12 protein-coding genes are annotated in these 12,822 nt (G+C 42.0%); 8 read left to right on the top strand and 4 right to left on the bottom strand.

Translation table 11 applies throughout. From position 1 onward, the window contains the following. Nucleotides 1–245: 245 nt before the first annotated feature. From Q0017_RS09415 to Q0017_RS09430, 4 genes are all read left to right on the top strand, one after another. Nucleotides 246–2,003 (top strand): GspE/PulE family protein, encoded by a 1,758-nt coding sequence (locus Q0017_RS09415; protein WP_298145861.1) that lies wholly within the window; start codon nucleotides 246–248, stop codon nucleotides 2,001–2,003. Nucleotides 2,004–2,101: 98 nt separating this feature from the next. Then, nucleotides 2,102–2,458: a NirD/YgiW/YdeI family stress tolerance protein gene (locus tag Q0017_RS09420; protein ID WP_298145864.1), complete on the top strand. Its 357-nt coding sequence runs from the start codon at nucleotides 2,102–2,104 to the stop codon at nucleotides 2,456–2,458. A gap of 80 nt (nucleotides 2,459–2,538) precedes the next feature. After that, on the top strand, nucleotides 2,539–3,201 hold the full coding sequence (locus tag Q0017_RS09425) for a response regulator transcription factor (protein WP_298145867.1): 663 nt from the start codon (nucleotides 2,539–2,541) through the stop codon (nucleotides 3,199–3,201). Then, on the top strand, nucleotides 3,198–4,502 hold the full coding sequence (locus tag Q0017_RS09430) for an ATP-binding protein (RefSeq protein ID WP_298145870.1): 1,305 nt from the start codon (nucleotides 3,198–3,200) through the stop codon (nucleotides 4,500–4,502). The genes Q0017_RS09425 and Q0017_RS09430 overlap by 4 nt, the downstream gene beginning before the upstream one ends. A gap of 65 nt (nucleotides 4,503–4,567) precedes the next feature. On the opposite strand, the gene hemP is transcribed toward Q0017_RS09430, so the two are convergent. Then, complete coding sequence (gene hemP, locus Q0017_RS09435) at nucleotides 4,568–4,735, bottom strand: hemin uptake protein HemP (RefSeq protein ID WP_297422959.1); 168 nt, start codon at nucleotides 4,733–4,735, stop codon at nucleotides 4,568–4,570. A 134-nt stretch (nucleotides 4,736–4,869) separates the two neighbouring features. Between hemP and Q0017_RS09440 the strand changes: the two genes are divergently transcribed. After that, on the top strand, nucleotides 4,870–5,772 hold the full coding sequence (locus Q0017_RS09440) for an NUDIX domain-containing protein (protein WP_298145873.1): 903 nt from the start codon (nucleotides 4,870–4,872) through the stop codon (nucleotides 5,770–5,772). A gap of 213 nt (nucleotides 5,773–5,985) precedes the next feature. Here the strand turns inward: Q0017_RS09440 and mrcB are convergent, their stop codons facing one another. After that, entirely contained in the window at nucleotides 5,986–8,400 is a 2,415-nt protein-coding gene (gene mrcB / locus Q0017_RS09445) for a penicillin-binding protein 1B (protein ID WP_298145875.1), read from the bottom strand. A 179-nt stretch (nucleotides 8,401–8,579) separates the two neighbouring features. On the opposite strand from mrcB, the gene Q0017_RS09450 reads away from it, so the two are divergent. The 3 genes from Q0017_RS09450 to Q0017_RS09460 all read left to right on the top strand — a co-directional run bounded on the left by Q0017_RS09450 (nucleotide 8,580) and on the right by Q0017_RS09460 (nucleotide 10,990). After that, the gene (locus Q0017_RS09450) at nucleotides 8,580–9,497 is read left to right on the top strand and encodes an NAD(+) kinase (protein WP_298145929.1); all 918 of its coding nucleotides are present in this window, start codon (nucleotides 8,580–8,582) and stop codon (nucleotides 9,495–9,497) included. Then, a complete protein-coding gene (locus tag Q0017_RS09455) occupies nucleotides 9,497–9,772 on the top strand; it encodes a DUF1315 family protein (RefSeq protein ID WP_298145877.1) in 276 nt (91 codons plus the stop codon). The genes Q0017_RS09450 and Q0017_RS09455 overlap by 1 nt, the downstream gene beginning before the upstream one ends. Before the next feature lie 99 nt (nucleotides 9,773–9,871). Further along, on the top strand, nucleotides 9,872–10,990 hold the full coding sequence (locus Q0017_RS09460; RefSeq protein WP_298145880.1) for an alkane 1-monooxygenase: 1,119 nt from the start codon (nucleotides 9,872–9,874) through the stop codon (nucleotides 10,988–10,990). On the opposite strand, the gene Q0017_RS09465 is transcribed toward Q0017_RS09460, so the two are convergent. Both Q0017_RS09465 and Q0017_RS09470 read right to left on the bottom strand, forming a co-directional pair. Continuing rightward, the gene (locus Q0017_RS09465) at nucleotides 10,987–11,988 is read right to left on the bottom strand and encodes a glycosyl transferase family protein (protein ID WP_298145883.1); all 1,002 of its coding nucleotides are present in this window, start codon (nucleotides 11,986–11,988) and stop codon (nucleotides 10,987–10,989) included. The two genes, Q0017_RS09460 and Q0017_RS09465, sit on opposite strands and share 4 nt — an antisense overlap. 72 nt (nucleotides 11,989–12,060) lie before the next feature. Further along, nucleotides 12,061–12,561, bottom strand: a complete 501-nt coding sequence (locus tag Q0017_RS09470) for a DJ-1/PfpI family protein (protein WP_298145887.1) — start codon at nucleotides 12,559–12,561, stop codon at nucleotides 12,061–12,063. Nucleotides 12,562–12,822 lie beyond the last annotated feature (261 nt).

Genomic DNA, 12,822 nt, shown 5'->3' on the forward strand with positions numbered 1-12,822 from the left:
CGCAAGAGATCTAATGAATTTAATTGCTGGAATGGTGAATTGGATGCTCTTAAATTAACTTTCGCAAGAGATCTATTATATAAATATATAGAAAAATCATATAATAATTAATATGAAGAGTTATTCATCATTAAAAAACAGGACATAAAGCTGCTCAGAATAAAACAACTAGACTATGATTTTTAATTGCAATCAGATCGGGCTCTATTTTTGCTATATTAGCCTGATGATTTGGGGACAAAATAATGCAATTTAATTTTGAAATCGACAGTACATGGTGTTTAGAACAACTTAAGAACGATGGCTATATTACTGATCGAGAAAAGCTTTTAGTACAAACCACGCATCGTCAGCGTGAACAGCTCAAATGGCATCCCTTACAATGGATTGCCAGTTTTAATCTAAAAAATCAGCGTGATGTCAGTCAAATCTTAAGCTTAAATGTGTTGAGTGAATGGTTGGCAAAAAAAGCCAACCTACCGCTTTATACCATTGATCCACTTAAAGCCGATGTACCTGTACTCACAGCAGTGATGTCGCAAGAGTTTGCACTACGTAATAAAATTTTGGCGGTTGAGGTGCAAGATGAGCGGGTATTGATTGCCACCGACCAGCCTTTTATGACCGATTGGCAGCACAATTTAGCCAGTAGTTTAACCCCAAAAATTATTCAAGCTGTGATGCTTAATCCTGAACATTTACAGCGCTATTTAGTTGAATATTATCAGGTGAGTCGTGCTGTTAGTGGTTCACAAAAATCCGGTGCGTATGAGCGTGATCATCAAGGCGTAGAAGCTTTATTGCAATTGGGCGATAGCCAAAATCCAGATGCCAATGATCAGCATATTGTAAAACTAGTCGATTGGATTTTACAATTTGCCTTTGAACAGGGGGCAAGTGATGTGCACTTAGAACCCCGTAAAGAGCAAGGCAAAATCCGTTTTCGGATTGATGGTGTATTGCATACTATTTATCATATGCCTGCCAATACTTTAATGGCGGTGATTTCACGGATTAAAATTTTAGGCCGCATGAATGTGGCAGAAAAACGTAAGCCACAAGATGGACGTTTAAAAACCCGTACCCCAAAAGGCCGTGAAACCGAGCTACGTTTATCGACTTTACCCACCGCTTTTGGTGAAAAGTTGGTGATGCGAATTTTTGACCCTGAGGTATTGGTACGTTCATTTTTAGATTTAGGTTTTGATGAAAAATTATTAACAAAATGGCAAAGCATTGCGCAAAATAGTCATGGCATTATTTTAGTCACAGGTCCTACAGGTTCGGGTAAAACTACGACCTTGTATTCAAGTTTAAAGCAGCTTGCCACTGAACAAGTCAATGTATGTACCATTGAAGACCCGATTGAAATGTTAGAGCCGAGCTTTAACCAAATGCAGGTCAACCATAGTATTGATCTAGGCTTTGCTGAAGGGATTCGTGCCTTAATGCGTCAAGACCCTGACATTATTATGGTGGGGGAAATTCGCGATCAAGATACCGCCAATATGGCCATTCAAGCGGCACTGACAGGGCACTTGGTCTTGTCCACTTTACATACCAATGATGCGCCATCTAGCTTAACGCGTTTGCATGACTTAGGCGTGCAGCCGTTTTTAACCTCGGCCACCATTTTAGGGGTCTTGGCACAGCGTTTAGTGCGTCGCTTATGTCCAAAGTGTAAGCAAGAAACCTTTATTAATGATCAAGAGTGGAAACATCTTACCTTTGGTTATCAATTTCAAATGCCAAATTTTGTCTATAAAGCCGTAGGTTGTGAGGCGTGTCGTGACACAGGCTATAAAGGCCGTGTGGGGATTTATGAGTTTATGCCGATGAGCCTTGAATTAAAACAAATGCTTGGACGTGAGGCGACCTTAGAGCAGCTTAAATTACAGATTCAAAAAGAGGGTGTAGAACTTTTACGTATTGCAGGGGCACGTAAAGTCGTACAAGGTGAAACGACTTTAGAAGAAGTTTTACGTGTGGTGCCGTTAAGTTAATACAAAACTTAACTGATCTTAAGCTTAGCTTCAGCTTGAGTTGTTTTAATAGCCTCATTGAAAGACACAACACATCAAACTTGATGCCGGAGTTAACTATGAACATGATCGCAAAAACTTTAATCGCTGCAAGCTTAACTTTTACTGCTGCTTTAGCAACCGCCAATACCGCAGTGAATCAAAGTGCATTAAGCAAAGTGAGCACAGTGAAACAAGCTTTAGTTGCTAAAGATGACACCAAAGTTGAAGTAAAAGGTTATGTCGTTAAAGCGATTGGTGATGAAAAATACCAATTCCGTGATGCAACAGGCAGCATTACTGTGGATATTGACGATGACTTATGGCACGGTAAGGCCATTGCAGCCAATACCCCTGTGACCTTAATTGGCGAAGTGGATATTGACTACAAACCGACCAAGCGTGTTGAAATTGATGTTGATGCAGTAAAATTCTAATCGAAACTTGTTTTAAAAAAAACCACATACTTTGCGATGTGGTTTTTTTGTATAGTAAAGAAAAAAATGGGTGATACACGATGCGACTACTCTTAGCAGAAGACGATGCAGCACAAGCAGAAAGCATTAAAACATGGTTAGAAATGGACGGTTATAATATTGATTGGGTGGAACGGGGGGACCATGCCATCTTGGCACTCGAGCAACATCAATATGATTGTGTACTACTTGATCGTGGTTTGCCCAAAGCCAGCGGCGATGAGATTTTAAAAAGCTTACGCAAACACAACGCACAAACTCCTGTGATTATGATTACCGCCCGCGATACAGTGCAAGATCGGGTTAGTGGTTTAGATTTAGGTGCCAATGATTATTTGGTCAAACCTTTTAGTTTAGAAGAACTCTCGGCACGAGTGCGCAATCAATTGCGTCAACATCAAACTCAACAAAGCCATGATTTACGCTTTGCTGATTTAGTCTTAGACCCACAGGCCAAAACTTTAACTCAAGCGGGAAAAGGAGTGAATTTAACTGCCAAAGAATTTCAAATTTTGCATAAACTCATGCAAAAACCAGAGCATGTTATGACCCGTGAGCAATTGGAAGAATCCTTATATGCATGGGGTTCAGAGGTGGAAAGTAATGCCATTGAGGTATTTATTTCGCAGTTACGTAAAAAGATTGGCAGCAGTTATATTAAAACCTTACGCGGTTTGGGCTACCGTATGCAGTTGCCGCAATGACGCAAGCACGCTCGCTGCAACGTCAGCTGATTAAAAGCTCCATGCTCAGTTCCATGCTCGCAGGCGTGCTGGCTTTATTGATTTTTTTAGGATTGTCGCTGTATCACACCATGCATATTCATGATGAAATTATGGATGAAGTGGCAGATATGCTTCTGATCAGTGATATTACCATGCAAAGCGGTAATCAAATTGATGAGCTTAGTGAGGAATTTTTAATTGAATATTCGCTCAATAATGCCGATTTTAATTTACTCACTTCTGATCAATTTGAATTTGCTGATGTGGTACCCGTCAACGATTATGCGGTGTTTTGGCATCAAGGGCAGTTGTGGCGTAGCTATGTGCTTGAAGAAAATAATATGCAAGCGCAGATTTATCAGCCCATGTCATTACGTTTACAAGATTTAGGCAGCTCAGCTGCAGTGTTTGTGGCCATTTTAGGGCTGCTGTGGTTGTTGCAGTGGGGCTTGGTGCGTTTTGCCATTCAGCGACAATTTAAAAGTTTAAGCTTGTTGTCTCAAAATATTCAGCAAAAAAGTGCCCAAGATTTAACCCCGATTGTGAGTTTACAACCCGAATTTTTAGAGTTACAACCCATTACTAAACAGCTCAATCAATTATTGGCACGTCTAGATCAGTCTTTACATGCCGAACAGCGCTTTACCGCAGATGCCTCACATGAGCTGCGTTCGCCTTTATCGGCCATTCAAATGCGTTTGCAGGTGTTAAAACGTAAATATCAAGATCAAGTGCAATGGGTACAGGATTTACAACCGATTCAAAATGACGTGGCACGTAGTACGCAAATTTTAGAAAATTTATTGTTATTGGCACGCCTTGATCCTTCTCAAGCCGATGCTTTAGCCAAAACTGAATGTGATTTACACGTCATTACCCTTGAGGTATTACAAGCACTGTTTCCGTTTATTGAAGACAAGAAAATCGTGTTAGATGTGGCGCTTGACGCCTACATAGTGCAAGGCAATCGTGAGCTTTTATTTACCTGTATACGTAACTTAGTTGACAATGCAGTGCGATATAGCCCACATGCTTCTACACTCAACATTAACATCAATGCAAGCACCAACCGTCTATGTATTAGCAACCAAGGTGAGCCAATCACAGATGAGGTGTTGGCACGTTTAGGCGAGCGTTTTTATCGTGCGTTGGGCACTAAAAGTAGCGGTTCTGGCTTAGGGATTTCGATTTGCCAAAAAATCATAGCGCTGCATCATGCACAATTAAATTTTAGTGCCAATCCTCGCGGTGGTTTAACTGCTCAAATCCAATTTAAATAAAAAAAGGCAGAATGCGCTGTATTCTGCCTTGAGTGACCACGTTTATTGTTATTTTGCTGTCATAATTATTTGGTTAAAATTAAGCGGTTGTTGCGGGTTAAACGTAAACGATACTCTTCGCCGGCATGCATAATGCGAATTTCACGCCCAAGAGCAAATAAGTTATTTGAATGCAGCATCGGCAAAGCATGTTGAGATTCAGTGCGAGTAAAAAGGCTAAATGGTGCGTTCATGTTGGAATTCTCCGTTATTTATCGTGGTGTACTTGAATGGTTTAAATGATAATCATTATCGAATAGAGTTGTCAACGATTAATTTATAAAAAATACAAAATTGCGTACACTGTCAAAAACACAGGAAATATGGGATGTCTAAAGCACAGCTTAACGTCGCGATCGCGATTGTTTTACAACAGGGCAAAGTTTTGGTGGGTTTTCGTGAGGCGATCCAGCATCAGGGCAATAAATACGAGTTTCCCGGGGGTAAAGTCGAAGCCGGCGAAAGTCCGAGTGAGGCGTGTCGCCGTGAGGTGTTTGAAGAGGTTGGGGTTGACATACAAGCTTGGCATGACTTTGATTTTATTCAGCATGAATATGAAGATGTGATTGTGAATTTGCATGTGTTTCATGCCATCTTGGCTGTGGAGCTCAATGCTGATATTCAACGACCATGGCGTTGGTATAGCCGTGCTGAATTAGGTGAGTTAAGTTTTCCTAAAGCCAATCAGCGCTTAATTCAACGTTTGGTGTGGCCTAACGCTATTAAAATTTCATCAGATTTAAACGCCTTAACTGAGTGTAGCCATGAGCAGTTATTTTATTGGCGCAACGATTTAGATGAAGCAGTACAGTTAGAGGCCTTGGCAGACATCTCAGTACACGAGCTGAATCAGGTGATTGTGAATACGCAGTTGTATGCCAAATTAAATTCAATTCAGCAAGCCAATGTGGCTGCGATTCATTTAAAACAACAGCAACTCATGAATATGCATGCCGAAGATTTAATTTTAGGACAGCGCTATGTGGCAAGTTGTCATGATGAACTCAGTTTACAGCATGCACAACGCATTGGCTGTGATGCAGTCTTGTTAAGTCCAGTGCATACAACCGCTACGCATCCTGAAGCGAAGTCGTTAGGCTGGCCACGCTTTGCCGAACTGAGTACAGCGATGCATATTCCTGTATTTGCATTGGGTGGACTTACGCCTGTAGATTTAAGCCAAGCACAAGAACATGGTGCTTATGGTGTGGCAGGACAACGATTCTTTTAATGAAAAAGCACCCGAAGGTGCTTTTTTTATAAACTTTTTTGAATAATTGGTTCTACGTCATAAGGAATAATGGTGACACCTGTGGGGGTGGTATAGCGCTCAGGTGCAACCACGACGGGTTGAACTTCCACAATAGGCACAGCGCTCTTTATAGGCTGAGATTGACAGGCACTGAGTAAAAGTGAGCAACCAAGCCAAATTAAACAAAAATACTTATTGCTCATAACGACCACTGGAGATGACCTCATTATTGCTGTCATAACGACCCTCTTGAATATTGGATTCGCTTTCACGAATCCAATTTTCGATACTATCATCTGAACTTGGCGGCGCACTTGGTTGTGGTTCGCTAGGTTGGTACTCGTTACTGATGTCATCTTGTGGTTCTACCACTGGCGTACTGACGCAATCACTATTGCGACGCGGCACCGAATGACTCAGCATCGGAATATGTACGGCATTGGCACAGCCTTGGGCTGAGCGTTGATCACCCGATGCACCATCGACCCATTGCCACGTGACATTGTTAGGTTGGCGTAAGTTGACAGGTTTTTGACGTAACTGAGACATTACATTGCTCCACACCGGTAGTGCACCCGATGAACCGGTCAAACCTGTGACAGCGTTGTCATCTAAACCTAACCACACCACCGAAACATAGTTGCCTGAGTAACCTGCAAACCATGAATCACGGGTGTCATTGGTGGTGCCGGACTTGCCAGCTAAATTCAGCTCGCTTGGCAACTGGTTATATGCTGCACGCCCCGTACCGGTACGCATAACCTGTTGTAAACCATAATTTAACACGTAAGCAACATCAGGTTTAATGCTTTGTTGCATGTCTAAACCAAAGCGCGGAAGACTACGTCCTTGGCTATCGACCACTTGACGAATAGCACGCATTGGATATTTTACGCCCCCTGAGGCAAAGTTCGCGTAAATCCCGAGTACCTCTAGAGGTGACATTTCAACAGCGCCTAAAAATACAGATGGATAAGGTGGAATGTTGCTGGTAACCCCAAAGCGTTTTAAATGATTATTAAACGTGGCTACACCAAATTCTTGCCCTAAACGTACCGCAGATAAGTTATACGATTGTGCAAGCGCACGCGCCATAGGTACGACACCGTATTCATGACCGGCATAGTTTTTAGGAGTCCATGTTTTGCCTTCTGAGACAATACTGATATTGCTGTCTTCAATTGGGCTGGCCCAGTGATAACGGCCCGATTCAAGCGCAGTTAAATAAATCACAGGTTTGAGCAATGAGCCGACTTGTCGTTTGGCATCTAAAGCGCGGTTAAAGCCCGTAAAATCTTGACTAGAGCCAACCACAGCCACCAATTCGCCATTTTCAGGGCGCGCTACCATTACAGCACCTTGTAAGTCATTTAAACGGCGATTGCTGTTTTCCAAACGTTGCACCGAGGCTTTAAAGCTTTTTTCAACATTGCTTTGTGCCAAGGGATCTAAAGCGGTAAAAATACGGATACCGTTATGGGTCAGGTCATTTTCTTGATACTCGCTGCGCAATTGACGGCGTACTACATCTAAATAATCAGGAAAACGTGCAGGTCCAATGTTGGGTTTTTTAATGACATTGAGTGGGCGTGCCACTTCGCGCTCATATTGGGCTTGGGTTAAATAGCCCATGACCAACATGTTATTTAGGACTAAATCACGACGCTTTTTGGCCGCTTCTGGATTACGCCACGGATTATATAAAGACGGTCCTTGTACTAAGCCCACTAAAAAAGCATGTTGTGCAATATTGAGTTCACGTAGCGGTAAACCAAAGTAAAATTGTGAAGCTAAGCCATAACCATTAATCGAGTAGTTGCCATTTTGGCCTAAATTCACTTCGTTTAAATAGGCTTCTAAAATTTCATTTTTGCCATAGTGCAGCTCAATGAGCATGGCCATCAAGGCTTCATTGACTTTACGTTTTAAGGTGCGTTCAGGCGTTAAATAAAAGTTTTTAACCAATTGTTGGGTTAAAGTTGAGCCACCTTGGCGTTTGCCACCACTGACATTGGCCACTACAGCACGCGCAGTACCGCGTAAAGATACGCCATAATGCTGATAAAAATTCCGATCTTCGGTGGCAATTAGTGCATCAATTAAAGGTTGGGGCACATTGGCCAATTTAATTAACACGCGGTCTTCTTTGTGCTGCGGATAAATACCGCCAATCAGCATCGGTTCAAGTTGTGCAATGCCAGTGCTGTTAGGTTTGGTGGCACTGACCTGTGCAATTTGATTGCCACTAAAGCTGACCTTTAAAATTTGCTCAGGTTCAACATGATCACCAAAATCAAAGCCGCGGGTATGTACATATAAGGTATTGCCGCTGCTGACATATTGTCCGGTTTTGTTATAACCATCGGACTTTTTATAACCCAATAAATTGAGTTCTTGAATAAATTCAGCTTGGCCGACCGGTGCGCTATTATACACTTGTAAAGGACGAGCAAAGACTTTGGCTGGTAAATCCCAACGCTGACCTTCAAATTTACTGCGCACGACATTATCAAGGCGAATGATATACACACTAAAGGCGATAAACGCGCCAATGATTAAAATACAAAAAAGTAAAGCAAAAATGCCAATACCGCGTTGCGACTTCATACACACATAGCATAACCAAGATAATTACGCCCATGATGCGAAGCTTTCACAAATTTTGCAAGAAACAAACTGTGAATGAAGCGCCATCAACTTGAAAAAATTGGCTTGATTCAGTGTTTTAAAGTTTTTTTAAATTATTTATCTTAATGCTATGATAGCACTCGAATCGTAGCGGAGTGATATTGTCGGTGCACATTTCACATAAGACATTTCGAAACATTGGCTTAATTGGTCGACCCGATAAATCATCGGTGGTCGAAACCTTATGTCTTATTCATGATCATTTGGTCGGCTTAGGTTTACATCCGGTCTTTGATATTGAAACAGCGCAATTGGTGCCTTATCAAAACACTCAAACTGTCAGTCGTAGTTTATTGGGTGAAGTGGTTGATTTGGTAATTGTGGTGGGTGGCGATGGCTCGCTGTTACATGCAGCACGCGCTTTGGTCCGCTACAATACTCCTGTGGTTGGGGTAAACCGTGGTCGTTTGGGTTTTTTAACTGATATTAAACCCACCGAAGTTTTATATAAACTCGATCAAGTGTTGCAAGGTCAGTATCAACGTGACCGACGCTTTTTATTGGAAATGGAAATTCGCTCAAAAGGTGAGTCTATTTATCAAGCGATTGCCTTAAATGATGTGGTGTTGCACTCGGGTAAATCGGTGCACATGATTGATTTTGAACTTAATATTGATGGGCAGTATGTCTATCGTCAGCACAGCGATGGTTTAATTGTATCTACACCCACTGGTTCAACTGCCTATGCACTTTCAGGCGGTGGACCCATTTTGCATCCAAGTATGGATGCCATCGCTTTGGTGCCCATGCATCCGCATACCTTGTCATCGCGCCCAATTGTGGTGGGTGGACAAAGCGAAATCAAAATTGTCATTCGTGAAAATCGCGTATTACCAATGGTCAGCGCAGATGGGCAACATAGTGTATCCTTGAGTGTAGGCGATAGTTTACATATCCGTAAACATCCTTTTAAACTGAATTTATTACATCCACCCGGTTATGATTTTTATATGTCATGTCGTACTAAACTGGGATGGAACCAAGGTTTTGATTCATTGCAACAGCAGGATGAATAATGAATATTGAAAACATGTTAGCGATGCTAAATCCTGAGATTGTCGAGCGTTTACGCACTGCAATTGAAATTGGCAAATGGCCAAATGGTGTGGCATTAACCCAAGAACAGCGTCAAACCTGTATGCAAGCGGTCTATGCATGGGAGATGAAACATCTGCCAGAAGATCAGCGCAGTGGGTACATTGACCGTGGCAGCAAAGAAGAAGGTGAAGAATGTGATGATGATGATCATCATAATCATGATTCGGAATTTAAACCTATTCGTTTTGTATAAAAAAAGACACCTTCGGGTGTCTTTTTTATTACCTGAATCAAACAGATATATCGGTGATATTCGGTGCATACTCAACTCAAAAGCCTCAAGGAGAAGAGTATGTCTTTAGATCCAAAACGTAAATTATGGTTATGGGGACTGGCTATTCCTGTGGTGGCACATGTGGCACTATTGGGCTTTGCGCGAGGACCAAAATTGACGCGTAAAGTGTGGGCAAGTACCGGTTTAATCACTTTACATGCGGTGATTCCTTGGCTAGATCGTTATTTGGGTCAAGATCAATCTTCTATTGCGCCACAAGACTTAAATACCCTACAACATGACCCGTATTATACGCAGGTGGTGATTGCATATTTGCCTTTGCAATACAGTAGTAATCTGTTAGCAGCAGCGTTGGTGCGTCAAAGCCGTACTCAAACAAGTGATATTTTACTTTTAGGCACGCTGCTAGGTTTGGTCAATGTGGTTGCCATGAATGTGGGGCATGAACTGGGGCATAAAGCCAGTGCGCAGCAGCACCTCTTGGCCCATCTGGCCTTGTTACCTAGCGGCTATGTTCATTTTAGGATTGAGCATAATTACGGGCACCATCGTCATGTCGCCACTCCACAAGATCCAGCATCTGCTTACTATGGTGAATCGTTTTGGCGGTTTTTACCACGCACTGTGTTGGGCGGTTTTAAATCGGCGATACACATTGAAAAAAACCGTTTAGCACGTAAACATTTGCCATTTTTTCATGTTGAAAATGAATTGCTCAGAGCATGGGCAGCGGGGCTGCTTTATTATGCTCTGATGTATAAGTGTTTTGGTAAAAAATGGCTGTTGTTACAATTGGTACAAAGTGCCTACGCCATCACCTTACTTGAAGCGGTCAATTATATGGAGCATTACGCGCTTAAACGTGAAGTCTTACCCGATGGACGTTATGAAAAAGTCACCCCACAACACAGTTGGAACCACAATAGTTTGATGAGCAATTTATTGTTTTATCAATTGCAACGGCATAGTGATCATCATGCTTATCCAACCCGACCATTTCAAATTTTAAGAGATTATCCCGATGTGCCAAATTTACCCAAAGGCTATGGCGCATTATTTAGCGATGTATTTTTGCCCAAACGCTGGTTTAAGCTCATGAATCAGCGTGTTGTAGCCCATTATGCTGGTGATCTTGAACGTGTCCATCAAGCTAAAGATCACCTCAAAGCCGTTTAAACACGACCGCGCGTCTGCCATAGCTTACGCGCTTTTTGCATGGCACTTGGGTAGTCGTCGCATACGCCCATGGTGTATAAGGCAATGCCCATGGTTTCGGTAATGGCAATCTCGCCATAATCATGCGCTTGTTGACCCTCCCACACGGCTTTAAGCACTGCTAAGTCCAGCACTTCTTCACTTGGACTACGGTTTTCGGTGAGTTTAGGCAACTCATATTCATACATCTGCCCATCTTTAATGCCACAAATTAAGGTTTTGGCATCGGGATTACGTTCAAATTCACCGCCTTCACCTTTAATTACGGCACTATGGGCAAAGCCTAATTTAAAGGCTGCTAGTTGGTGTGAGCCGCGATAAGCAGGATGGAAAATAGCTTGCATGGTGGCTTTGGCATTAAATGGATTAATTAAACGTGCCAAGGTGTGAATCGGAGAACGTAAGCCCATGATATTTCGTAAGCCAATTAGGTCACTTAAAATCGGGGAAATGACATCTAACGGTAAATAGGCAAAATGACAATGTTGCAGTTGTTGTTCTACGTCGCTGTCGGATTGGCAAGTTGGATAGCCTAAGTATTGCAAAGCTTGTTCGGTGTATAAACGATTTAACGTATGTCCTGAAGCCCCATGCATCACCACATTATAGCCGTGTTTGGCTAAGGTGAGTGCAGAGAGTAAAAACCACGGATAATGCTTACGTTTACCGGCATAAGATGACCAATCTAAATCCACATCAAGCGCTTTAAACTTTAATTGATCACGGGTGGCTTGTACAAAGCCTGCAAGTTCATCTACGGATTCTTCTTTTACCCGTAACAACATTAAAAATGCGCCAAGCTGCACGTCTAACACTTCATTGTTTAAAATCATGCTAAAGGCTTGATAGGCTTCATCATAGGTTAAGGAACGTGCCCCATTTTTTCCTTTGCCGACAATACGCACAAATTGTGCAAAAGGATGTTCAAAATCTTGATAAATGTTACGTTTATTATTCATGACAAAACATTAATGAAAAAAGCATAGCGCTATTGTGCATCAGGTAGCGCCATCGGCAAAGGTTAAAATGCATTAGGCTGTATGAAGTACCTTGAGCATGGTGTGTAAAAATTCAGCTAATGCAGTTGGGCTTTGCTGTGAAATATATAAATTATGATCATTCACCACAGCTTGATTAAGATAAACCGCATGCGCAGCTTGTAATATGTCTTGATACTGTGGATCTGCGGTTAAACGCCGCCCATGTGCCACTTGAGCAGCCACCAATATTGGAGTGGCACAGCTTAAACTAAAAATAGGCTTGTAGGCATTGGCAATCGATTGCACAAAACCATGTACTTGAGGATGCTGATTATCACGAAACAGCAATAAGCCATCTAAGGTTGCAAGCTTGACCTCATGCAAGTGGGCATCAATTTTAATATGGCTGTTTTGCAGTTTATAGCTTGTGGTCTGTGGGCAAGCACTAAGATGACACAGCCGATGTCCTGCCGCAGACAAAGCTTGAGAAATGCTCAAATAGTCATCTGCACATATATCGGTTTGAATCAGGAATGCAATGGTTTTTGGCATAAGAGTCGCCTTTATTGTTGTTTTTTTAAGCCTAGCCTGAAACCACAAAAAAGCGCAGCATAATATTGTTAAGCTCGGTTAAGTATGCTGTTGCAATCTTGAAAAAAACAAGTCTATTTTATGCAAAAGTGGCGATTTAAAGCCTGTGTAATTTAAGCCCAAGCTAAGCATACGTTGTGCGTTTAATGGATTACTAAACTTAAGGTTATCAGTGCTTAAAAAATAAGAAATACATGCACTCAGCTTAACTTTCAATTGTTG

This window comes from uncultured Acinetobacter sp., assembly GCF_947624825.1.
In the GTDB taxonomy this organism is placed as follows: Bacteria; Pseudomonadota; Gammaproteobacteria; order Pseudomonadales; family Moraxellaceae; genus Acinetobacter.

Coding starts and splice junctions, on each gene's coding strand:
- Q0017_RS09415 (WP_298145861.1), top strand. CDS start 246: ATGCAATTTAATTTTGAAATCGACAGTACATGGTGTTTAGAACAACTT.
- Q0017_RS09470 (WP_298145887.1), bottom strand. CDS start 12,561: ATGCCAAAAACCATTGCATTCCTGATTCAAACCGATATATGTGCAGAT.
- Q0017_RS09465 (WP_298145883.1), bottom strand. CDS start 11,988: ATGAATAATAAACGTAACATTTATCAAGATTTTGAACATCCTTTTGCA.
- mrcB (WP_298145875.1), bottom strand. CDS start 8,400: ATGAAGTCGCAACGCGGTATTGGCATTTTTGCTTTACTTTTTTGTATT.
- Q0017_RS09440 (WP_298145873.1), top strand. CDS start 4,870: ATGTCTAAAGCACAGCTTAACGTCGCGATCGCGATTGTTTTACAACAG.
- Q0017_RS09430 (WP_298145870.1), top strand. CDS start 3,198: ATGACGCAAGCACGCTCGCTGCAACGTCAGCTGATTAAAAGCTCCATG.
- Q0017_RS09420 (WP_298145864.1), top strand. CDS start 2,102: ATGAACATGATCGCAAAAACTTTAATCGCTGCAAGCTTAACTTTTACT.
- Q0017_RS09460 (WP_298145880.1), top strand. CDS start 9,872: ATGTCTTTAGATCCAAAACGTAAATTATGGTTATGGGGACTGGCTATT.
- hemP (WP_297422959.1), bottom strand. CDS start 4,735: ATGAACGCACCATTTAGCCTTTTTACTCGCACTGAATCTCAACATGCT.
- Q0017_RS09425 (WP_298145867.1), top strand. CDS start 2,539: ATGCGACTACTCTTAGCAGAAGACGATGCAGCACAAGCAGAAAGCATT.
- Q0017_RS09455 (WP_298145877.1), top strand. CDS start 9,497: ATGAATATTGAAAACATGTTAGCGATGCTAAATCCTGAGATTGTCGAG.